Here is a 22,019-nt window from a genome sequence, read left to right on the forward strand (position 1 = left end):
ATTCGGGCGGCTCGGCACCATCGTAGCGCGCCACGGCATTCACAAAGCGCTGGTGTTTTCGCTGAGAAGTCAGGAGACTTCCATGCATTCCAACCACCTACAGCCCGAAAAACTAACCGCCGTCAAACAAGTGTACGATGACATCGTGACGCAAGAGTGGTTCTCGAAGACCGACGAAGCGCGATCATCATTCGCACGTTATCTGATAGACACCTATTCCATAGGTCAGATTGAGCCGACACGGTTCCGCAAGATCGTAGAATGTTCAGCGCGATCGCATTACAGTCGCTCGATGTAAGCATCCACCCTAGCGTGGACGCAGGGCCCCGCTTCAAAGATGATACTGTTTTAGAAAGCCGCCCGGAATCGGGTAGGGCAAATCCTTACATAGGCGCGAGTATATCACCTTGATGTAACGCCTAACTTCAAGCATAAGATGCCGATATCCTGTGCCCGCGTCCCGCCCCTCAGGCGGGTATTGAGCTGAGCATGCTGCTTTCATCACCGTGACCCCGAGTAAACTTCTCGCGATTGCGCATGGGCTTCAAGCACCTGCGATATCGAGCTTAAGGAAGGAATTTCATCTCGAACGACCGCCTCGGCTGCTCCGTGTCAATCCTTGGTATGGCCGTCGCGCAGCCGCGCGGCAATTTCACATACGGCGCATTCTTCATTCAACAGCTACATTCTTTGGAGAGTCTCCAATGGATCTCATTCGAGGTATCTTGGCGAATACACTCAGACCGAGCCACTCTTGAATGTTGCGCGCGAGACCCTTGTCCCCTTCCAGTCTCAGCGTTTCCGCATCGATTTCCTGCCGTATGGTCGAGAGGCCCATCCAAATTGCTGTCATCGAACTAAGCGCTGCTTCAACAAGCAGGTCCACATCATAGCCCGGATCAAAATTGCAAAGATCGACTTTTCCGTTTTCGACCACCAGCCACCAACACTTTTGGGAGGCTGAAAGTTCCGGGTACAGAAACTGTATCGTGCAACGGCGAGCCGGGAGCGTTTTCGTATCGAGGTTCCGCCGCATGTCCCACATAAGCAAAGAAGGGTCTAGGTTCCTCAGGGAAAGTCGTGACTCCATCCACCGTTGCGCCCAGTTGCCAAGCCCTATGATCAAAGGCCTCAGTTCTTCGCCCGCTGCTGTGAGCAGGTAATGGGTGGTGCCGTTTACATTCCTTGTCGTGATAATCCCGGATTGCTCCAACTCTTTCAGCCGTTTAGACAGGAGTGCGGGAGACATTTTTGGCACACCGCGGCGCAGTTCATTGAAGCGCGTCGAACCGCAAAGGAACTCGCGGACAACCAGTGTCGTCCAACGTGAGCAGAGAACTTCCGACGCCATCGAGACTGGGCAGAATTGCCCATAGCCGGCACGCTCTACCATGGGGACCTCCAACGGTCTGGATCAGGTAAGATATTGCAAAGCAATCGATCCGCCAATCACCCCTTCCTCGCCATACCGCGGCGACATCTGGTACAGTTCGTGTACTAGCCGCTAATCTGAAACGAGCGCACAGTTTAGATCCTCATCAGATAGGAGGCACTGATATGCTCGGAATTATAGAACCAGCGGAGAATTCTAGCGGCGGTTTGTCGATCGCCGAGTTGACCAATTCAATCCTGCCCACCTTAGCCCAACGTGCCGCATCGATCGACGACAGCGATGCCTTCGTCGGTGAAAATTACGCATTTCTGAAGGACATCGGTCTCATGCGGGCAGGCGTTCCCATCGAACTGGGCGGACTGGGTGCGGAAGTACCGGAACTTGCTGAGATGCTCAAATCCATTGCGCGGGTCTGCGGGTCAACGGCGCTTGCCTTTTCCATGCACACCCATCAAGTCGCAATCCCCGCCTGGCGCTGGCGGCATCAGAAGGTGGCCGCGGTCGAACCGCTCCTGAAACGTGTTGCATCGGAACAAGTAGTATTGCTTTCGAGCGGCGGATCGGACTGGATCGGCGGATCAGGGAAAGCCGTGAAAGTTGATGGCGGATACAGGATCACCGCGCGCAAGCGCTTCACGTCAGGTGCGGCGGCAGGAAACATCCTGATGACCGGAGCTGTTCATGAAGAAGAGAGCGGCGTTCGCTCCGTCGTTCATTTCGGCGTTTCGATGGCATCGCCGGAGGTTTCGATCGAGGATACTTGGCGAACGCTTGGAATGCGGGGAACGGGGTCGAACGACGTCATCGTCGAAAACCTCTTCGTGCCGGATGGGAGTGTTGCATTTTTCAGAGCTGCAGGGCAATGGCACCCCGTATTCCAAATCATCGGGACGATCGCGTTTCCTCTGATTTACGCAGTCTATGTCGGCGTCGCCGAGAGCGCGCGCGATATCGCGGTCAAAATGGTCCGTGATAAAGCCACCAGCGATTACGTGATCGGGCTGGTCGGGCGCATGGAAACGTCTCTCAGAGCCGCCCAGATCGCACATCGCTGGATGTTGGATGTGGTTGGGCGAAATGCGCCGTCCGCCGAAACCATTAACGAGATTATGATCGGCCGTTCCTTGGTCGCACGGCACGCGATCGAAGTGACGGAGCTTGCAATGGAGGCCGCGGGTGGCGCGGCATTCTATCGGGACAGCGGACTGGAACGCCGTTTTCGGGATATACAGGGCGCTCGCTATCATCCGATGCAGCCCGGAGCCCAGGCACAATATGCGGGTTCACTCGCACTCGGACTTCCAACTGAGAACATATTCTAGAGGGCGCAGATCATTTGTGGCCTGCCTTACGTGGGATCGAGACGGTCGTTCTCACGGCGAAATGCAAAATTTTGACTGCTTCGCGGCGAATACCGCCGATTCATCGACGCCGACTTCGTTGGCCTCTCCGAGAAAGCCGATGAGATTGCCTTGCAGTCTTGTCGGCGTGATGCCACCGAAGCGGCTCGGTACGGCAACGCCATGAACGCGGCGAACAATATCTGCTTTCGGTAAGGTAGGGTGCGCTCTCAACGTTTACGTGCGGTCCAAGCGATCGAAACGAAACCGCTGGGCGTGTGGTAAGATAACTCAAGGGCAGCGAAAAGTTTGACCTACAACATCTGTCAATCCAGCAAATCGGCAGGGACTTTCCCGCCATTTTCGGACAATGCCTTCAGAAGCGCCTTGTGAAGCCATGTGTTCATGGTGGCGGAGTCGGTCTTTTCGCCCGTGTAGCCAAGCTCGTCCGCAAGTTCCTTGCGCTCAGCAAGGCTTGCTTCGAGTCCCAGAGCCTTTAGCAAATCCACAATCGAATGGCGCCAGTCGAGCTTCTCTGCGTATTTCTTCACTGCTTCATCAAGGATGGCCGCTAAGTCAACAGGGGCAGTCTGCCGTAGGGAAGCAGGTTCGGCATTGGCCCCCGCCAGCGTCGCTGCGACCTCACTGTCGAGATCGGGCGTTGCGATAACGCCCGCGGCCTTGGTCTGAACATCGTTGGCAAGGACTGTTCTCGTCGGTGCGCTCTCAACATCTGTTGTCTCCGCCGCCTTGCCGAAGAGTTTTTCCTTGATGGAGCTGAAGATTCCCATTTTCCGATCCCTTTCATCGCGAACCCCGAGCCGAGTGCACTTGGCGAAGTATGGCATTGTCCGGGGTTGGCAAGTGTGTTGCCGTTAGAAACTAGGCTTGTTTTATGCCTGCCGCCGTCAGCAGCCGAGAAAGCCTCACCGGGTCCTTGAGTTCTCCGCTTCCAAGCTTGGTGATTTCAAGTTCGGTCAAACCGGAAATCACTGAGAGCTGCTCAAGAGAGTATCCCGTCGTTTTCCTAAGCTCAGTGATCGGATTCCCTACATTCATCATCGTGCGCATCTCCTATTGTGCATCGCAATATAGGTGTATTGCGGCGCATTCCAAGACAGGCGACACGCAAGAAGATGGGAACTCGTCGCTGGATCAAAAGTCGGCCTCACGCATTTCATTAAGATCAGCCTTTACGAAAGGGAATCACGATGGACTGGAACCGAGTCGAAGGTAACTGGAAGCAGGTCAAGGGTAAGATCAAAGAGCAGTGGGGCAAGCTCACCGACGACGATCTGGACGTGATCGAAGGCAAGCGCGACCAGCTCGAAGGCAAAGTTCAGGAGCGCTACGGCTACGAAAAGGATCGCGTGTCCCGAGATATCGATGATTGGTATGGCCGTCAGACCTGGTGATCCAACAAAGGCCCGTCGTTCCGGCGGGCCTTTCCATTTCGGAGAGTAAGATGATGACCGACGAACGCGAACGCCGCATTACAGCACGAGCCTTTGAATTGTGGCAGCGGGAGGGTTGCCTCGATGGCCGCAGCTTGGCTCATTGGCTGCAGGCGGAAAAAGAGGTCGATGACGAAGTTGACGAATTGGTCGCAGAGGATCGCACGGACGGTATTCGCTCGATCAAGGTGGTAAGTTCTACGCATTAACGGCGGTGGTTTGCGGGATTCAGAGTCGCCGGTTTGTACCAGACGAGGATAGTTCAGGGCATTGCCCTAGTGTCCACCAACGCAACTGCGCACTTATCCGCCAGTCGTCCATACGGTGTGCGCGACTAGCCCATAAGGCCGTCTGTTCGATGCTATGCGCGACTTCATGGAGGGCGCCCACGCGGCCGGCGGTAGATTTGTATGGTGGCGTGAGAACTGCTGGTCTCGAAACCAAAGTCTGGTCCGGAACGAAACAGGGAACATTTTCGGCCCGCGTGCGTATGTCCACAGCTCCACATCGAAATGGCAGGCTGACGCAATGACCCTATACACCATGCCGGTCACCCACCCGCTAGCCTATGCTATCTACCGCTTCTTCTTGTCGTTCCCGATCGCCTGCTTCTTTCTCGCGCTCTTGACGGATGTTGCGTACTGGCAAACGACCAACCTGATCTGGCTTCACTTCTCGGAATGGCTGCTCCTTGCCGGCCTCGTATTCGGCGCGGTCGCCATCATCGTCGCGCTCATCGCCCTCGTTGCGCGATGGTACGGGCCAACTTTGTTCGGGTTGCTGGGTCAGGTCACTGCGTTCGCGCTCGCGGCCCTCAACAGTTTTATACACACGGCAGACGGCTGGACGGCGGTCATGCCTTATGGGCTTGCGGTTTCCGTCGTCACAGTGCTCGTCATGGCCGTTGCAGGTCTTGCCGGTCGCAGAGGAGGTGTAAATGTCTAAGGCCCGCATTTCACTTGCGACCTTGTTCGCCGGCGTTGTTCTCGTCGGCTGCAGCGGTAGTGAAGGTGAGTTCGATACGACGCAGCAAATTGGGCCAGATCCGGTTCTGCCGGAGCCCTCGCAAAGTCTCCTCCCGGACCTCAACGTCGCGCCGGTCGTCGGCTGGCAGGATGGTCAACTTCCGAAAGTTCCGGCTGGATTGACCATCACCGTCTATGCGAAAGATCTGGCCAATCCGCGCACCGTTCATACGCTTCCGAATGGCGACATCCTTGTGGTCCAGTCGAAGGCGCCCGCAGGCAAGCCGCTTGAACGTCCGAAGGACATCATCCGCGGCTGGATCATGTCCATGGCCGCAGGTGATGCGGGCGGTGGCGGTCAAACAAACCGCATCACTCTTCTGCGGGACAGCGACCGGAACGGCACGGTTGACGAGCGCGTCGACCTTCTGGCCGGCCTGAATTCGCCGTTCGGTGTCGCCTGGTACGAGGACACACTCTACGTCGCTGCTGCCGATGCGATACTCGCTTATCCTTACGAACTTGGTAGTGGCGCCATCACAGCGCAGCCCCGGATCCTCACGCCGCTGCCTGGCGGGCCCATCAACCATCATTGGACCAAGGATCTCGCCCTCAGCCCCGACGGACGCTTCCTCTACGCTTCCGTCGGATCCAACTCCAATGCGGGCGAGAGGGGGATCGAGTCGGAGAAGGGGCGTGCCGCAATCTGGCAGGTCGATCGCCAGACGGGTGCCGCAAAGGTTTTTGCGTCGGGTATTCGCAATCCCAACGGGCTCAACTTCCATCCCCAGACGGGCGCACTCTGGACTGTGGTGAACGAACGTGATGAGCTCGGCCCGAATCTCGTTCCGGATTACATGACATCCGTGAAGGAAGGCGGCTTTTACGGCTGGCCCTGGAGCTATTACGGCCAGCACGTCGATCCGCGGGTCAGTCCGGAACGCCCCGATCTCGTGGAAAAGGCGATCTCGCCCGACTTTGCGCTGTCGAGCCACGTCGCGGCCCTGGGTCTTGCCTTCACCAACGACTCTGCTTTGCCCGAGGCATTTCGCAACGGAGCTTTTGTCGGAAACCGCGGTAGCTGGAACCGCAATGCTTTCAACGGCTACAAGGTTATCTATGTCCCGTTCGTCGATGGAAAACCTTCTGGCAAGGCACAGGATATCGTTACCGGGTTTCTTGAAAACGACCAGGTCCATGGGCGTCCGGTCGGGCTTGGAATCGATGGCACGGGGGCGTTATTGATCGCGGACGATGCCGGAAACACCGTCTGGCGCGTCGCCGCAGCGGATGGGTCAGTCACAGCGCAGCCAATACCGAGCGACCGGGTAACGACCTCTGCCGTGACAAACGAGGACCAAGGTTCGACGCGGGATGCCCTCCAGGAACGAAACGCCTCTCAAACCGACATTGCACCGGCGGTTTCACCCGAGGACGGTCAGTAGTCGGCTGGGGCGCGGGCCTGACCGTGGAGCAGCGCAAGGCACAACGATTGAAGACTGGCGTCCTTGCGGTTTCATCTGATCGTCCCGTCCAGCCAATTAGATGGCATTGACCTATTTTGCGTCCTTAGTCTGTATGCTCTTCGGATCGGGATTGCTGCGGTCTGCGCAGGAAACTGTCGCTCATAAAGTTGATACCAATCAACCCGGATGCGCCCGTCCGAGAAAATCGCGAGCACGGTGGACCACTTCCTCGAGGTGGGTTTCGAGCAGCCAGTGCCCGCCATCGAGAAGATGCAATTCAGCCTCCGGAAGATCTCGCAGATAGGCACGCGCCGAGCGTTCTGGCATATAGTGATCGTTGGGACCCCAGACGATGAGCGTCGGCGGCTGGTGTTCGCGCAGGTATTTGCGATGGTCCGGAAACCAGGCCCGGTTCTGCTTTAGCCCCGCGATCAGGTCGATGGCGATCTCCTTGCGTCTTGGCGTGACAAGCGACCAATGGAGCTTCCACAGATCAGGCGGGATCGCTGCTGCCAGTTCCGGTTTCAGGTCGTTGAGGAACTCCTCCCTGAACGCCTCTTCCGTTACCGTCCCCGCAAGGGCCTTCTTCATCTCGGCGGTCGGAAGCGTCCACGTCTTCTCGATATCCGCATATTTCGGACCCAGCGCGTCCTCATAGGGAATGTCTCCATTCTGGATGATCAGCGCCACGATGCGGTCCGGTTGCCGGATCGCCAGTCGTGCACCGATTGGCGAGCCGAAATCGTGAAGGTAGAGCACGAAACGGTCGATTCCGAGGGTTCCGACAAAGGTCTCCAGGAAGGCAGCATATCCTTCAAAGCTATAGTCGAAATCGTCAGGTGTTGCGCTGTAGCCTGCGCCCGGGAAATCCGGCGCGACCAGACACCAGCGGTCCGCAAGGCAAGGCATGAGATTGCGGAACTCATAGGAGGAGCAGGGATAGCCGTGTGGCAGCAGGATGACCGGGGCATCCCGTGGGCCAGCCTCGCGATAGAAAGTGTCGGTCCCTCCGACCGAAACACGACGATGCCGAACGAGCGTATCCATTCGAAGTCTCCTCAAACCCACTTTCGTTTCGTTTTGATGCCAAGAGCGGCACCTCCCGGACATGGTGCTGCGCATAGAGGGCTACGGGGGTGCGCGCGAACACAGCCTCGTCAAGTCTTCACGCATCGATAAACAGGCTCCCGCACGCGATGTTCCGATCAATTCGCGTCGTTTTGATCCGCCATATCGCGAGCGGAGAAGTAGGCGGCCAACGCCGAGATGTCGTTCGCTTCCAGCTTGGCAGCCGCGCGGGTCATCACCTCCTTGAACGGTCCGCCGCCGCGCTTTTTCTCGACGAAGAGCCGAAGTTGGTTTGCGAGATAGGCGGCGGGTTGGCCGGACAGGCGGGGGTAGCTGGGGTTTGCTTCGGCTTTGTCGTGACAGGAGAGGCATGCGGGAACGCCGCGGCTCGGATGGCCTTTTAAAGCGAGCGTCTGGCCCCGCTCGAATAGATTGCCAGCCAACTGGGGCACAGGATCGGGGCGTTCGCCCGCGAAACGGCGGGCAAGATCCTTTAGCTCTGCTTCGGTGAGTTTCTCGATCGCGACAGCCATGACTCCGCTACGGCGCGTTCCGTCGGCATAGGCGGTGAGAGCCTGTTCGAGATAGGTGGCGGACTGCCCGGCAAGCCGGGGAATGAGGCTTTCGGGCCCGAGACGGTCTGGTGCATGACAGCCATTGCAGGTCGCGACGAGCCGGTCCATCCCCTGCGACGCGGTTGCGGTGAAGCCCGTCAGCACGCGGTATTGATCGCCATCGAGCTCCGGGTACCGGCGCAGGAAGGCAACCATGGCCCACGCCTCATCCTCGCGATCGGCGACCGGCCAGGCGGGCATGCCCGTATAGCGAATGCCATGCTGGACGATCTGGAACAGCTCTGCGTCGCTCCAGGTCGCGATCTTGCCCTTGAGATCGGGCGGTGGTGGCAGCATTCTGGCGACGCTCTCCGGCCTCGGCATGGCGGGCGAGCCGTGGCAGACAGCGCACCCGGCCTCGAAGTGGCCGGCCGCCATTGGCAACATGCCCTCCATGAAGGCTGGAACCTTCGTGCCGATCGCGGCGGTGCGGACCGACGATCGCATCACCCAGTGCAGGACGAGGTCCGTGATCCTCCAATGGCCTGTGCTCGCCTTGACGCTGATCAGTCCGGACCAGGCGACGAGGAAGGCCCCCAATATGCCGGCAAGGAGGACGCCGACGACATGTCTCCACCTGATCACCATCGCGCTCTCTCCCGCACCGTCTCGCCGTCTCGCAATACGCCGGCAAGAAGCAGGATGCCGCCCAGGAGGTAGGCCAGCGCCCCAGCCATGAGCATGACAACGCCGCCGATCTGCTGGTCGGCGGCAGCAGACAATGGAATGCCGAAACAGGTGATATCGCCATCGCCATCGCCATAAAGCGGACGCGGAGCGAGTGCGAGCAGCACCCCGAGCAGGGTCATGTGCATGGAGGTGAACAAAAGCCCGGCCGTGCCGGCGAGGCGGCCGTCTTTCGGCCGGAAGCAGGCATGCCAGAGCAGGACGCCGGCCACCAGAAAGCTTGACTGTTCAACAAGGGACAGGATGAGGCTCGCATCGGCGCTCGCCCGGAAAGCGGGAAGATGCCAGAACCAGACGACGACGAGCTCGATAAACGACGCGAGCATGGGGCTTACCCTGAGGGTTCCCGGCAGTGGATCGAGCCGCGTGTCACGCAAGCCGTAGGCGATGAGCGGCGCGGCCACTGCGACGATCCCCATGTGGATCACCATGTGGGCCGCAAACGAGCCGCCACCGAAGCTGGCAAGAAATAGCGCACCGAGCACGGCGAGCAGCACGGGGCCAAGGAGGCGTGCGATGCATGTCATGGCTGGCACGCCTCTATGAAGGCAAGGGGCACGGCCACGAAGAGCACGGCCACGAAGCTGAGGCCGGAAAGGAGCAGTGTCGCGAATCCCTGGAAAAGCAAGCGGTCTTTCCGGGTTGGCTCGTCGTGCGGCGGATCGCCTGTGCCAAAACCCCATTGGCGCCAGGCGAGATAGGCCGAGAGCACGATGCCCGACAGGGCAAGCAGTGTGACGCCGCAGAGGGCGAACCGCATCGCCCCGAAGGAAAAGGGGGCCGCGCCCGCCTTGGCACAGAAGACGGCGGCGGTGACGTAACAGACGAGGAAATGCAGCGCCCAGATGATCGGTGCGGTGAAGAGGGTCCAGAGGCTTTCTACGTCCTTTGGGATGAGGCGCATTGTGTCACCTCAAACCCGGAAAGAGGCCGAGCACACCGAAGGACGTGATCGCCGTGATGACGAGGAAGTGCCAGTAGAGCACGACATTGCGAAGATCCATGTCGTGGCGCGCGCTCATCCGCCCGGCAAGGTTCCTGGCGAGGCAGTAGAGCTGCATGATGATGCCGACGCCGCCATGCACGACGGTCCAGAGGGCGACGACCCAGACGATCGCCGGATAGACATGCACGGTCGGGTCCATACCGGTGAGATAGGGCCCGGCAAGCCCCGCGCAACAGGCGGCAAGCGTCAGGAGGATGGCGACGGTGAGCGCGAGGCGGGTGAGGCCGCGCCGGTCCGCTTCGTTGACCCATCGCGCGACAAGCATGGTCGCCCAGGCGAGCGTGAAGAGGCCGGCGGCGCTAAGCGGCCAGAGAATACCGGGACCCGCATGGCCGGCGGTGAAATCCTCGTGGATCGTCCAGTAGAAGAAATACCCGAACATCAGGCTGGCATAGGCTGTCCCGTCGCCGGCCATGGTGATGAACATAGCCCACCAGCCGACCGACTCCGGCCCGGATGTGTAGAGCGGCAAGGTCTTGCCGAGACCCACATCACGCATCTCCTCGCGTGGAATCACAGCGGTTCCGGTCCAGAGCCAGGCAACGATTGCGGCAAGTGTCGCCACTGCGCAGACGATCGTCGTGATCCACCAATGGAAGGTCAGCGCGATGAAGACGCCGCCGAGCGAAAAGGCGGCGATGATGGTGAGGTTCGAGGTGCCGCCGACGCGCAAACATTGGATGGGCTCGGCATCGAGCACGGACGTGACCAACGTTTCGCGTGCACCGTCCTTGGCATCGGGGAGGTAGAAGCGGCCGGCTTTGATGTCCTCGATCAGGCCGGGCTGGTCCCAGATCGGGTAGCGGCTCCTGATGATCGGGATGGAGCGCACGCCCCACTTTTCCTCCGGCTCGCTGATCCATTCCAGCGTGCCGGCGTTCCAGGGGTTCTCCTCTACCTTCGGCTGGCGACGTTTTGGGCGCAGCACGTCGATCACCACGAGGGCGACGCCGGAGGCAAAGACGAAGGCGCCGATGGTGGAGATCAGGTTGAACCAGTCCCAGCCGATATCGGCGGGATAGGTGAAGACGCGCCGCGGCATGCCGCGCAGGCCCGCCAGATGCATGGGGAAGAATGCCACGTTGAAGCCGATGAACATCAGCCAGAAAGCGATTTTCCCCAGCCGGTCCGAGAGTTTTCGTGCATCCAGCAGCGGATAGTAATAATAGATACCCGCGACAATCGGGAAGAGCATGCCGCCGATCAGCACGTAATGCAGGTGCGCGACGATGAAATAGGTGTCGTGCGCCTGCCAGTCGAACGGCACCAGCGCCACCATCACGCCGGTCAGCCCACCGATGATGAAGATTGCAAGCCCGCCTGCGCCAAACAGCATCGGCACGGAAAAGATGACGCGGCCGGCAAGCATGGTGGCTATGAAGACGAAGATCTGCACGCCGGTCGGGATTGCCACCGCTTCGGAGGCGGCGGAGAAGAAGGCGAGCGATATCTGCGGCAGGCCCGTGGTGAACATGTGGTGCACCCACAGGCCGAAACTCAGGAACCCGGTTCCGACGGCGGCGAGCACGATCCAGGAATAGCCGACGATCGGTCTTTGCGCGAAGGTCGGTACGATCATCGCCATCAGAGCGATGGCCGGCAGGAAGATGATATAGACTTCCGGATGGCCGAAGATCCAGAACAGGTGCTGCCAGAGCAGCGGATCGCCGCCACGCGCCGCGTCGAAGAACGGCCAGTCGAACATCCGTTCCATCTCGAACAGGATGTCGCCGGCAATCAGCGGCGGGAAGGCGAAGAGGATCATGCCGGCCACGATCAGCAGATACCAGGCGAAGAGCGGCATCATGTTGATGCGCATGCCGGGAGCGCGGCACTTCAGGATGCCGACGATCAGCTCCACCGCGGCGGCGATCGACGCGACCTCGATGAAGGAGAGACCGAGCAGCCAGATATCCGCGCCGATGCCGGAATATTCCTTGTCGGTGGCGAGCGGGGGATACATGAACCACCCGGTGTTCGGTGCCGCACCGAAAAAGATCGAGCCGCAGACGAAGACGCCGCCGAGCGCGAAACTCCAGAAGCCGAAGGCTGAAAGCCGGGGGAAGGGTAGTTCGCGCGCGCCGAGCATGGAAGGGAGCAGGAAGATCGCCACCGCCTCGAAGATCGGCACGGCGAAGAGGAACATCATCACCGTGCCATGCAGGGTGAAGGCCTGGTTGAACACGTCGGCGGAAAGAAAATCGTTTCCCGGCACGGCAAGCTGCACCCGCACCAGCAGCGCCAGCACCCCGGCAAACAGCATGAAGATGAAGGCGGCCGCGCCGTACCACAAGCCGATCTCGGTATTGTTGACGGAAGTCCAGTAGCGCCAGCCGGATGGCGTGCGCCAGACCTCGCGCAATTGCGCCTCCTGCGCGGTCCGGTCCTGACTGGAGAGATCGGTCATTGGAGCCCCACCAGGTAAGTGGCGATGGCGGCGATGTCCTGTTCCGGCAGCATGTCGAAGGCCGGCATTTTTGCGCCGGGTTTAACCGCGCCTGGGTCGCGGATGAAACGGGCGACATTCTCCGCCGTGTTGGTAAGTGTGCCGGCGCCGACCGTCTGGCGCTGTCCAAAGAAGGTGAGGTCCGGGCCGAGCGTTGCCGGCCCCGTCACGCCGCGCACGCCATGACAACCCGCGCAGCCGTGCCGGGCGAAAAGCTGTTCGCCCTCGCTGCCGCCAGGAACTTCGCCCGCCGCCTGCGCGCGCCGCCACGCCATATAGTCCGCGGGCTCCATGACAATGACGGAGAAGGCCATCAGCGTGTGCGACGTGCCGCAGAACTCGGCGCAAGGCGCGCGGAAGACGCCTGTCTTCGTCGGCAACAGCGATAGCGTATTTGTGCGACCGGGAATCATGTCCATCTTGCCGCCGAGTGCCGGGATCCAGAAGGAATGGATGACGTCGGCCGCCTCCAGCGAAAAGGCCGTTCGCGACCCGACCGGCAGCCGCAGCTCGTTTGCCGTCTCGAAGCCCGCCATGCTGTCACTGGCCGGATAGCGGATGCGCCACCAGAATTGCTCGCCGGTGACCTCGATCGTCTCCGGTGCCGGGGCGACGCGCGCCAACCAAGGCCGGATCGCTGGCATCAGCCAGACCGCATAGGCGAGCAGCGCAAGCAATACGACCACGGGAAACGCGACCCCGCCCCAGGCGATCAGCCGCCCGGCGGTCTCTTCACGCCATGGCACCTCCCGCCGCCGCGCTGCGTGGAGCAGAAGCCCCACGACCGAGAGCCAGACGAGGGTGCCGCCGACGACCATGACGAAGAAGAGCGTGTAGATTGCGGCTGCCTCCTCGCCGGCAGGATCGAGCGCCGACTGCGTGCCGGAACAGCCGCTCAACATGACCAGCAGGATGGGCAGGGCGCGTCGGGAAATGTCTCTCGCTCCATTCGAGTGTCCTGAAGCGATATGGTTCGCATCTTCCGGCGGGCAAGGGGTAGCGATGCAGGGAGTGTGAACTAGCTTCAATTGGGGGGCGTCGCGATTGCTCGGAACAGAAGTGCGTCCTGGGCCATTCTCCCTCGAACCATCGGAGGCGGAACATGCAGCACAAACTTTTGGCAAACGATGCAGGCGAGCGCACGTACATCCTCGTTCTCGACGAGGGCGATGAAGCGTTCAAGTGCATCACCGATTTTGCTGAAAGCGAAAATGTAACCGCCGCATCGATTACCGCCATCGGCGCCTTTCGCTCCGCAACGATTGCCTTCTTCGAATTTGAGAACAGGAACTACCGGAAGATCCCCGTGGAGGTGCAATCCGAAGTGCTGAGCATGCTAGGCGACGTGGCGATCGACGACGACGGCAAGGTCAGTCTGCATCTGCACGTCGTGCTCGGTTTTTCCGATGGAAGCACGAAGGGCGGGCATTTTCTGCAAGGCCACGTCCGTCCCACATTGGAAGTCATGCTGCGCGAGACACGTTCCGATCTCCGGCGAAAGCACCGGCCCGATCTCGGCATAGCCCTCATCGACCTCGAAAAGGCCACGAAGGCTTCCGCAACGGTCTAAGCCACGGGCATAGGCTGCCACGCTCACATACCCCAACCCGCCACCGTTTACGCCCAAAGGAGAATGCAATGTCACATGTTCAAGACGACCAGACCAAGGTCTGGGAACTCGCCGAAAAGATTGGGTTCTGTATGCTTGCGACGCAGACCGGCGACGCCATTCGTGCTCGCCCGATGTCGGCTTACGCGGAAGTCATCGAAAACGCCTTCTACTTCCTTACTGACGTGAACAGCCACAAAGACGATGAGATCGAGCGCCAGCCGAATGTCTGTCTGGCTTTCGCAGATTCCAAGGGCCAGAAATATGTCTCGATATCCGGCAGGGCGGAGGTTCTTGACGACCGCGAGAAGATCCGTGAACTCTGGGCGACACCGGCCAAGGCGTGGTGGGACAATCCTGACGATCCCTCAATTCGGATTCTGAAGGTCACCCCCGAGTCCGCAGAATATTGGGATAGCCCCGGCACGATCATCAGCTACATTAAGATGGCAGCTGCGGCGGTCAGTCACGCCCGACCGGATATGGGCGACAATGCCAAAGTCACGATGTGAACAGGATGGCGCGTACGGCATCGGGGTCGCACGTTGGAGGTCCCATCAGTATCTCCGCCCCCCGCATCATTCGCTATGACGCGCCGGCCGGCGTGTGGGATAGGCTCGCTCGCCTTTCAAGAATGCCGTTCTGGGTGGGACGCGTTTTGCCGAAGGCAAAGCGCTCCTTTCCCAGAGCAAGCTGAAAGGGCTCGCTCGTGTAAGCGCGTGGACCTCGGCATCTCATGAAAATGGCGCCCATTCCACAGCTGGACACCGCGCAGGACGCGCTACTCTCCACGAGGAGCGCGTCCCTAACGAGTTACTTGACGGGAGGGGATGCCTTTCCGAGTTTGACCGATGGCTCCCTTCCCCATACGCGCAGATTGCCGAGTTCTGACACGAACCCGGAAAGACCGTCTTCACCGGGAAGGACAAGTACCCCCTCATCAAGGGCATCGGCGATCCCGGCCTTGGCCAGCAACGGCATGGCCGACTGGTCGTAACCGATGAACTTGCAGTGCTGGAAGGCGTCCGCCACGAAGTCGCGCGCGGCCGCCTCCGCCACCACGTCGTCGATCGCCTCGGCAGAGGTCAGCAACGCGACCGCGTCGAAAAGGACCGACGGCCCGCCGTCGATCATGTGGTGGGCTTTGACCAACGATCCATCCGATGCCGTGACGCCGCCGACATTGGGCGCGATCAGTTCGCACGTGCCCTTTTCCTTGTTGACCGCTGTGATCAGCCCGTTCAACAGCTTGGCATCGACGCCGTCGGTGACAAGGATGCCGAGCTTGCGGCCTTCGAAGCGCTTCGGCCCGTTCTCGACGATGCTGAGCGCGGGCGAGGGTTCGAGATCCTGGCGCGTCGGAACAGCCGCATCGGCCGGCTTCGGCATGGGCTGGAGGCCGAGCTTCTGGGCCACCGTTGTCGCGAGCGTCTCGTCTATGTTCAGAAGGTGCGACACCATGCGCTCTCGGATAGCCGGCGTTTCGACCTTGCTGAGTTCGAAGGTGAGGGCGGCTGCGATGTGGCGTTGCTCCGGCGGTGTCTGGCTGATGAAGAACTGCCGGGCCTGGCTATAGTGGTCGGCAAAACTTTCCGGGCGCAGCCGGGCCTTGGTGCCCTGCTCTTCGGCAGGGAAGGGGCGGTGGCCGCGCGTCGGAGATTCACGCGGACCTTCGTTGAACGAATTCGGCTGGTAATTCACCCGGCCGACCGGATTGCGCATCGCCATATGTCCATCCTGCTGGAAATGCGCGAAGGGACACTTCGGCGCGTTGATCGGCAGATGGGTGAAGTTCGGGCCGCCGAGGCGCTTCAGCTGCGTGTCCAGATAGGAGAAGTTGCGGCCCTGCAGCAGCGGGTCATTGCTGAAGTCGATGCCCGGGGGCACGTTTTGCGTCATGAACGCGACCTGCTCGGTCTCGGCGAAGAAATTCTCCGGCATGCGATCGAGCACCAATCGACCGATCGGCTGCGGCTTGAGGATTTCCTCCGGGATGAGCTTTGTCGGGTCGAGCACGTCGAAATCGAAGCTGTCGGCGAACTCCTGGTCGAAAAGCTGGACCTGCAATTCCCATTCCGGGAAGTTGCCGGATTGGATCGCCTGCCAGAGGTCGCGGCGGTGGAAGTCCGGGTCGGCGCCGTTGATCTTGACCGCCTCGTTCCAGGCCACGGACTGAAGGCCCAGCCTGGGCTTCCAGTGGAATTTGACGAAGGTCGACTCGTCCTTGGCATTGACGAAGCGGAAGGTATGAACGCCAAAACCCTCCATGAAGCGCAGGGACCGCGGAATGGCCCGGTCCGACATGGTCCACATGACCATGTGCATGCTTTCCGGCGTCAGGCTGATGAAGTCCCAGAAATTGTCATGGGCGGTTTGTGCCTGCGGGAACGCCCGGTCGGGCTCCTGCTTGGCTGCATGGATCAGGTCCGGAAACTTGATGGCGTCCTGAATGAAGAACACCGGAATGTTGTTGCCGACGAGATCCCAGTTGCCCTCTTGGGTGTAGAGCTTGACTGCGAAGCCGCGCACGTCGCGGGCAAGGTCGGCCGAGCCCTTGTTGCCGGCCACCGTGGAGAAGCGCACGAAGACCGGGGTGCGTTCGCCCGCGCGCTGGAATAGGTCGGCTTTGGTGTAGGCGGCGAGCGACTCGTAAGTCTCGAAGAAGCCGTGCGCGCCGTAGCCGCGGGCGTGGACGACGCGCTCCGGGATCCGTTCGTGATCGAAGTGGAAGATCTTTTCCCGGAAATGAAAGTCGTCGACCACGAGCGGCCCGCGCGGGCCGACGCGCAGCGAGTTCTGGTCGTCCGCGACCGGCCCGCCCTGGGCTGTCGTCAGCAAGGGCGTGTCGGCTTCGGCGGTCTGGTGCAGTTCGCCCCCAGCCCCACGCTGTAGTTTCACATCGTGGATTATAGCGGTGTCGGTTGCAGTGCGCGGCGAGGCGGTCGTCTTCTTGGCCATGATGGACTCCTGATGAACTGTTTTAACGGGCGCCGATGGCCCGAAAGCAGAAAGGCCGCCCTTCAAGGGCGGCCTGATCGTGTTGTCGGCAGTCTAGCCCGCTTTTTTCATCGAGCCCTTGGCGTTCGCTGAGGCTTCGCCAAGCGCAGTCAGTTTCTGGTCGGTGGCGATCTCCTCCAGGAGATTGGCATCAAGAAGTGGGATCGCGTCCTTCAGCCCGAGCTGTTTCGCCCAGGCCTTCAGCGTACCGTACCTCGCGATCTCATAATGCTCGACCGCCTGGGCCGACGAGATGAGGCCGGCATCGAGGGCATCGGTGCCCTTGTAGTCTTCCATGATCTCTTCGCCTTCCGCGATAATGCCCTGGATGGCTTCACAGGTCTTGCCGCGGGCCGATTTGCCGAGCAGCTCGAACACCTGTTCGAGGCGCTCGATCTGGCCCTGGGTCTCATCGCGGTGCTGCAGGAAGCCGGCTTTGGCTTCTTCCGACTGGGCCGCACGCGCCATCTTGGGCAATGCCTTCAGGATCTGCTTTTCGGCGAAGTAGATGTCCTTGAGCGTATCAAGGAAGAGGTCGTTGAGAGTCTTTTCCGAAGCCATTGAAGTTTCCGATCACGTTTTCGAGAGGTTGGACTCAAGAAACCGTTGATCAGGGACGACGTTCCTGCGGTTCGAAAATAAATTATTCATGGCAAAGGCAGCGGAAGTTGTACGGATGGCGCTACGGCCTATGTGACCTATCCGCATTGAGCCTAGGCGCACCACGGCTGATCCAAGTCGGCGACTTACAGCTTCTCGAAAGTGCCGTTCATTAGCCTTCCACCTGCCTGGCCGCCGCGGCAAGATATGACCGGGCGAGAAGCCGCGATTCCACCTTCAATCGGAGCAGGATGTCGGTGTCCGAGACAAGGGCCCCGAAGCTTGCGCGTGAAAGCCCGGCCAATGCGGCGAGAAGCGTGAACGCGGTTTGCCCTGGCTCCCGGAATTTCACATCGGAGGCACTGTCGAGGACCCGAACGACTCCCGACTGGAGCCGTCCAAACACATCGGAGGACAGCCGGAACTGGTCGATCGCGCCCGCCACCCGATAGAGCGCCGTCGTTGCGTCAGGCCGTGCGACCTTTACCGAGACGTAAGCGTCCGCCAGGGCATCGGCCAGATCGGCGAGACGGCGAGTTCCTGCGCCGATGTCTATGGCCTTGATGGCAGCAACGACGTCCTCAAAATGGCTCTGGAGGATCGCGAAGAGCAGCGCCTCCTTGTTCGGAAAATACTGGTACAGCGTGCCGACCGAACATCCGGCCCGCTCTGCGACACGGGTGGTCGTGAGCCGCCCGAGCCCCTCAGCAAGCAAAACCTGAATCACGGCTTCGTGAATTGCCTCGACGGTCGCCCCGGACCGCGCCTGGAGTGGCAATTTCCTCGGTTTCAGGCGCTGTGGCACGGTCGGAGAGGCGTTCTTCAAATGCGAATACCTGACTGAAGGATTGTTCAGATATATTTTTGGGAGGGGTCAGGGTCAACCTGCCGCCTGATCGACGGTGGGGAGATGGCTCGCAGACGGCTCCGCGGTGTGGACCTCGGCGGTATCGGAATGTCAGAAAGCAAGAAGAGCAGAGCGATGAACGACAAGAATGCAGCAGATCACAGAGTCAAAATGACCCGTAGACTGGCCATGGCGCTTGCCGCCGGCATGGTCCTGTCTACAGCCTGGATAGCTGACGGGAAAGCGCAGACGGTGTCGTCTTCGCCGCGCGTCCTCAAGTTCAGCGACCATGAACCCCTCGGTGGCATGCGAACCCGGTTCCTCAAGGACGTGCTGTTTCCGGCCATCGAGGTGGAGTCAAATGGCCGCCTGAAGATTGAGGACCACTGGGACGGCGAAATCGCAAAGGCCTACGATGCGCTTGGCGCGGTGAGCGGAGGTCAGGTTACGGACATGGCCACGGTGGTGCCCGAGTACACAGCCAAGGAACTTCCCCTGCATCAGATATTCAAGGGTTTCCCGACGGGTCCGTCCGGCAGCAGGCAGATCGAGTTCCTCCAGCGCGTCTACGCCGAAGTTCCGGCATTTCCAGAAGAACTGGAGAAAAACGGCCTGGTGCACCTCTTCTTCGGGACCGGATACCCTGTGGCATTCTACAGTTCTCAACCCATGGAAAACCTGGACGGACTGAAGGGCGGCAAGTGGCGCTCCGCCAGTTTCTGGCACCTCGATTTCCTAAGAAACTCGGGCGCTACCCCGGTGACCATGCATTGGGGGCCGGAAATCTATGACGCCCTGAAGCAGAGGACGCTGGACGGGCTCATGGTCAATGTCGACAGCGGCTACATGCTCAAGGTCCACGAGACCGCACCGAACGTTCTGGTCTCGAAAGACCTGTGGCTCGGGCATGTCTACATCCTCGCGATGAACAAGTCCGTTTGGGACGCCCTGGCGCAGGAAGACCGCGATGCCATTCGTCGGGCGGGCGAGAAATCGTACACGGCGCTCGGACCCGTCATGGATGCCAGCTTCGACAATCAACTGAAGGACTTGAAAGCTGCTGGCGCGACGGTGCGCAGTCTTACTCTTGAAGAAGTGAACCAATGGGAGGACGGCATCGGTGTCCCGGGCATTCAATCCAAGTGGGCTGAGGACCGGGAAGCCGATGGGATCAATGCGAAGGCTGCGCTCGACGCTGTCTCGTCGATCATGGCCGACTTTGAGAGATAACGACATTCGGTCGGCGTGGCCGAGCCCACGCCGCCGGTTCGCTGGACACCCGCCTTTTCGAAACAGAGCGGAATGTCAGGTCTAGACGGAACAAAGGCGATCCATGCGGATTTCCACCACTCCAATCCACATGGAGGAAACCGACATGGACCACACGAACCACGTACGCCTTACCGCTGCCGAACTCACCCCCGACGTCCTGGAGGGCGCAACGATTTACGGGGCGGACGACCACAAGGTCGGGACGCTCGACCATGTCCACGGTGCTGGCTCCGGAAGCACCGCTGTGATCGACGTCGGCGGGTTCCTTGGCATCGGTGCGAAGCCGGTCGGCGTTCCGCTGACCGATCTCGAGTTCATGCGCGACGAGGACGGCGACGTTCACGCGGTGACGAGCTGGACCAAGGACCAGCTCAAGGAAATGCCCGAACACCACCACTGACAGGTATTTCTGCAGACCTGAAGCCCGGCTCGATGCCGGGCTTTTTGTTCGTAGATCGGCTCAAAACTCGCGGGAGATTGAAATGGACAAGGAGCAGCGGCAACGTGAGCGTGCCTATAAAATCTGGGAGGATGAAGGCCGTCCGGACGGTCAACATGCCGACCATTGGAGGCGCGCCGGGGAGGAGGGGCAATTGAGCGACCATGCGTCGGATGATGTAACCCGGGTCAATCAGCAAGCCGACGACGAATTCGCACGCGGCGACAGGGAAAGCGAGCCCGAAAACATCAAGCCTCCCTCAGTGGCAAGCCCCGATTGACGTTGCTGGAGGTCAAGATGAGCGAGAAGTTCAAAAAAGCCGACAAAGTGAAATGGGATACCAGCCAGGGCGAAACCGAAGGCAAGGTCGTTAGGAAGCAGACCAGCAAAACAAAGATCAAGGACCACACCGTCAAGGCCACGAAAAGCGATCCGCAGTTCATTGTCGAAAGCGACAAATCGGGCAAGCGGGCAGCGCACAAACCCGAGGCACTCAAGAAGGCCTAAAGTCCTTTGTCAGATGTCAGCCTCGAATGCGGCCGGCAAGACACACCTCGACGACGGCGGATGACGCGTGGCGCATGCCGGCGTCGCCGCCGCCGAGGCTCCATTCTATCGCATCGGAACCAAAGCCCATCGCTATCGGATTGTGGCGGTCGGACCGTCGGTTCTTCCTTCAGCAACGACGGAGCACCTGCTCCGCCGTGTCAGGCGAGCCAAGATCACATCATTTCATAAGCCCGGCCGAGCGCAGCGCGTTCTCGATAACGGATTGGATCTTGTTCCCACCACCGGCGCTCGGGTGTCTGGCCGGCCGCTCGTCGAGGGTTTCGGCCTTCGGGCGTTCGCGGCGCTCGAAGGAGGCTGCGAGACCCCAGGTCCTTGCGATCTCCACGGTGGAGGAAACGCCGACATCGAGCATGAAGGGCGCGCCGTGGCCATAGCCGGTGGAGGAATCGACGGGTGTGCCGTGGGCCATGCCGGGGATCCGGTAGAGTCCGATGGCATCCGTGCCGCGTTCGTCGCGCCAGGCCGACCGGGAATATTTGGCGAATGTCTGTGAGGATGTCGGCTGTTCCGGCAATGCATGCACGCCGCGCCACTGCGCGACGATCGCGGCCGCATTTTCAGGCACCACCGTGTTGTCGCTTGTTCCGTGCCAGACGGAAACCGTTGGCCACGCGCCCTCATGGCGTGAGGCGGCGCGCAGATTAGCCTGCAGGGCGCTCGTTTTGGGAAGGCCTTGCCCGCGCATGCGATCGAATGCTTCCGGCACGGTGGACGCGGATGCGTAGGGGAGGCCGGCGATGATGGCGCCGCCGGCAAAAACATCCGGGTAACAGGCCAGCATCGCATTCACCATGGCGCCGCCGGCCGAGAGGCCGGTGATGTAGACCCGGCGCTCGTCGATGCGGTGTGCGGCGACCACCGTGGCGATCATCTGCCGGATGGACATGGCCTCGCCCTCGTCGCGCCGCGTGTCGGCGGCATTGAACCAGTTGAAGCACAGGTTCGCATTGTTCTGCCGAACCTGCTCGGGGAAGAGGACGACGAAGCCGTAATCCTCGGCAAGCGCCGACCAGCCGGAGCCGGCATCGTAACCGGCGGCGGTTTGCGTGCAGCCGTGCAGCACGACCACCAGGGCCGGCGCGGCAGGCAGATGTTTGGGCACATGGTGCCACGCGGTCAGAGCACCAGGGTTGCTCCCGAATTGATCGAGTTTCCTGAGGATGGAGCTGGTCGGGGCGGCGGGTTTCACCGCGCGCAACCGGGCAAGGCGTTCGAGCGTATCGGACAGGGATCGCATGGGGTGCTC

24 protein-coding genes are annotated in these 22,019 nt (G+C 60.5%); 11 read left to right on the forward strand and 13 right to left on the reverse strand.

Features of this window, described 5'->3' with window-relative positions; genetic code table 11:
* Window positions 1-670: 670 nt before the first annotated feature.
* Window positions 671-1,393 carry a winged helix-turn-helix transcriptional regulator gene (locus BSY16_RS24200; protein WP_069062367.1) on the reverse strand — a complete coding sequence of 241 codons (723 nt, stop codon included), beginning with the start codon at window positions 1,391-1,393 and terminating at the stop codon, window positions 671-673.
* Window positions 1,394-1,557: 164 nt separating this feature from the next.
* On the opposite strand from BSY16_RS24200, the gene BSY16_RS24205 reads away from it, so the two are divergent.
* Window positions 1,558-2,715, forward strand: coding sequence for an acyl-CoA dehydrogenase family protein (locus tag BSY16_RS24205; RefSeq protein WP_069062368.1), 1,158 nt, complete (start codon window positions 1,558-1,560; stop codon window positions 2,713-2,715).
* A gap of 344 nt (window positions 2,716-3,059) precedes the next feature.
* On the opposite strand, the gene BSY16_RS24210 is transcribed toward BSY16_RS24205, so the two are convergent.
* Window positions 3,060-3,524: a DUF3597 domain-containing protein gene (locus tag BSY16_RS24210; protein WP_069062369.1), complete on the reverse strand. Its 465-nt coding sequence runs from the start codon at window positions 3,522-3,524 to the stop codon at window positions 3,060-3,062.
* A gap of 91 nt (window positions 3,525-3,615) precedes the next feature.
* Window positions 3,616-3,795 (reverse strand): hypothetical protein, encoded by a 180-nt coding sequence (locus tag BSY16_RS24215; protein ID WP_069062370.1) that lies wholly within the window; start codon window positions 3,793-3,795, stop codon window positions 3,616-3,618.
* Window positions 3,796-3,944: 149 nt separating this feature from the next.
* Here BSY16_RS24215 and BSY16_RS24220 point away from each other — a divergent pair, with 149 nt between their 5' ends.
* The 4 genes from BSY16_RS24220 to BSY16_RS24235 all read left to right on the forward strand — a co-directional run bounded on the left by BSY16_RS24220 (window position 3,945) and on the right by BSY16_RS24235 (window position 6,597).
* On the forward strand, window positions 3,945-4,148 hold the full coding sequence (locus tag BSY16_RS24220) for a CsbD family protein (RefSeq protein ID WP_069062371.1): 204 nt from the start codon (window positions 3,945-3,947) through the stop codon (window positions 4,146-4,148).
* A gap of 50 nt (window positions 4,149-4,198) precedes the next feature.
* Window positions 4,199-4,396 carry a DUF2934 domain-containing protein gene (locus tag BSY16_RS24225; protein WP_069062372.1) on the forward strand — a complete coding sequence of 66 codons (198 nt, stop codon included), beginning with the start codon at window positions 4,199-4,201 and terminating at the stop codon, window positions 4,394-4,396.
* Between the two features lie 319 nt (window positions 4,397-4,715).
* Window positions 4,716-5,132 carry a DUF2231 domain-containing protein gene (locus tag BSY16_RS24230; protein WP_069062373.1) on the forward strand — a complete coding sequence of 139 codons (417 nt, stop codon included), beginning with the start codon at window positions 4,716-4,718 and terminating at the stop codon, window positions 5,130-5,132.
* Window positions 5,125-6,597 (forward strand): PQQ-dependent sugar dehydrogenase, encoded by a 1,473-nt coding sequence (locus BSY16_RS24235; protein ID WP_069062374.1) that lies wholly within the window; start codon window positions 5,125-5,127, stop codon window positions 6,595-6,597. The genes BSY16_RS24230 and BSY16_RS24235 overlap by 8 nt, the downstream gene beginning before the upstream one ends.
* Before the next feature lie 198 nt (window positions 6,598-6,795).
* On the opposite strand, the gene BSY16_RS24240 is transcribed toward BSY16_RS24235, so the two are convergent.
* The 6 genes from BSY16_RS24240 to coxB form a co-directional block, all read right to left on the reverse strand.
* A complete protein-coding gene (locus tag BSY16_RS24240) occupies window positions 6,796-7,665 on the reverse strand; it encodes an alpha/beta fold hydrolase (RefSeq protein ID WP_069062375.1) in 870 nt (289 codons plus the stop codon).
* A gap of 158 nt (window positions 7,666-7,823) precedes the next feature.
* The gene (locus BSY16_RS24245; RefSeq protein WP_069062376.1) at window positions 7,824-8,888 is read right to left on the reverse strand and encodes a c-type cytochrome; all 1,065 of its coding nucleotides are present in this window, start codon (window positions 8,886-8,888) and stop codon (window positions 7,824-7,826) included.
* Window positions 8,882-9,514, reverse strand: coding sequence for a cytochrome c oxidase assembly protein (locus BSY16_RS24250; protein WP_069062377.1), 633 nt, complete (start codon window positions 9,512-9,514; stop codon window positions 8,882-8,884). The genes BSY16_RS24245 and BSY16_RS24250 overlap by 7 nt, the downstream gene beginning before the upstream one ends.
* Entirely contained in the window at window positions 9,511-9,891 is a 381-nt protein-coding gene (locus BSY16_RS32545) for a hypothetical protein (RefSeq protein WP_069062378.1), read from the reverse strand. The genes BSY16_RS24250 and BSY16_RS32545 overlap by 4 nt, the downstream gene beginning before the upstream one ends.
* A gap of 4 nt (window positions 9,892-9,895) precedes the next feature.
* Complete coding sequence (gene ctaD, locus BSY16_RS24260) at window positions 9,896-12,400, reverse strand: cytochrome c oxidase subunit I (RefSeq protein ID WP_069062379.1); 2,505 nt, start codon at window positions 12,398-12,400, stop codon at window positions 9,896-9,898.
* Window positions 12,397-13,341: a cytochrome c oxidase subunit II gene (coxB, locus tag BSY16_RS24265; protein WP_069062380.1), complete on the reverse strand. Its 945-nt coding sequence runs from the start codon at window positions 13,339-13,341 to the stop codon at window positions 12,397-12,399. The genes ctaD and coxB overlap by 4 nt, the downstream gene beginning before the upstream one ends.
* A gap of 200 nt (window positions 13,342-13,541) precedes the next feature.
* Between coxB and BSY16_RS24270 the strand changes: the two genes are divergently transcribed.
* Complete coding sequence (locus BSY16_RS24270) at window positions 13,542-14,009, forward strand: PPC domain-containing DNA-binding protein (protein ID WP_069062381.1); 468 nt, start codon at window positions 13,542-13,544, stop codon at window positions 14,007-14,009.
* Window positions 14,010-14,077: 68 nt separating this feature from the next.
* Window positions 14,078-14,560 (forward strand): pyridoxamine 5'-phosphate oxidase family protein, encoded by a 483-nt coding sequence (locus BSY16_RS24275; RefSeq protein ID WP_069062382.1) that lies wholly within the window; start codon window positions 14,078-14,080, stop codon window positions 14,558-14,560.
* Between the two features lie 301 nt (window positions 14,561-14,861).
* On the opposite strand, the gene katE is transcribed toward BSY16_RS24275, so the two are convergent.
* The 3 genes from katE to BSY16_RS24290 form a co-directional block, all read right to left on the reverse strand.
* Window positions 14,862-17,006 carry a catalase gene (katE, locus tag BSY16_RS24280; RefSeq protein ID WP_069062383.1) on the reverse strand — a complete coding sequence of 715 codons (2,145 nt, stop codon included), beginning with the start codon at window positions 17,004-17,006 and terminating at the stop codon, window positions 14,862-14,864.
* A 93-nt stretch (window positions 17,007-17,099) separates the two neighbouring features.
* Window positions 17,100-17,606: a YciE/YciF ferroxidase family protein gene (locus BSY16_RS24285; RefSeq protein ID WP_069062384.1), complete on the reverse strand. Its 507-nt coding sequence runs from the start codon at window positions 17,604-17,606 to the stop codon at window positions 17,100-17,102.
* A 211-nt stretch (window positions 17,607-17,817) separates the two neighbouring features.
* A complete protein-coding gene (locus tag BSY16_RS24290) occupies window positions 17,818-18,471 on the reverse strand; it encodes a TetR/AcrR family transcriptional regulator (protein WP_069062385.1) in 654 nt (217 codons plus the stop codon).
* A gap of 156 nt (window positions 18,472-18,627) precedes the next feature.
* On the opposite strand from BSY16_RS24290, the gene dctP reads away from it, so the two are divergent.
* From dctP to BSY16_RS24310, 4 genes are all read left to right on the forward strand, one after another.
* Entirely contained in the window at window positions 18,628-19,722 is a 1,095-nt protein-coding gene (gene dctP, locus BSY16_RS24295) for a TRAP transporter substrate-binding protein DctP (protein WP_083243229.1), read from the forward strand.
* Between the two features lie 145 nt (window positions 19,723-19,867).
* Complete coding sequence (locus BSY16_RS24300) at window positions 19,868-20,164, forward strand: PRC-barrel domain-containing protein (RefSeq protein WP_069062386.1); 297 nt, start codon at window positions 19,868-19,870, stop codon at window positions 20,162-20,164.
* Window positions 20,165-20,246: 82 nt separating this feature from the next.
* Window positions 20,247-20,483, forward strand: a complete 237-nt coding sequence (locus tag BSY16_RS24305; RefSeq protein WP_069062387.1) for a DUF2934 domain-containing protein — start codon at window positions 20,247-20,249, stop codon at window positions 20,481-20,483.
* 17 nt (window positions 20,484-20,500) lie between these two features.
* Window positions 20,501-20,710, forward strand: a complete 210-nt coding sequence (locus tag BSY16_RS24310; RefSeq protein WP_069063682.1) for a hypervirulence associated TUDOR domain-containing protein — start codon at window positions 20,501-20,503, stop codon at window positions 20,708-20,710.
* Between the two features lie 220 nt (window positions 20,711-20,930).
* Here the strand turns inward: BSY16_RS24310 and BSY16_RS24315 are convergent, their stop codons facing one another.
* Entirely contained in the window at window positions 20,931-22,010 is a 1,080-nt protein-coding gene (locus tag BSY16_RS24315) for an extracellular catalytic domain type 1 short-chain-length polyhydroxyalkanoate depolymerase (RefSeq protein ID WP_069062388.1), read from the reverse strand.
* Window positions 22,011-22,019 lie beyond the last annotated feature (9 nt).

It is taken from the genome of Sinorhizobium sp. RAC02, assembly GCF_001713395.1.
In the GTDB taxonomy this organism is placed as follows: Bacteria; Pseudomonadota; Alphaproteobacteria; order Rhizobiales; family Rhizobiaceae; genus Shinella.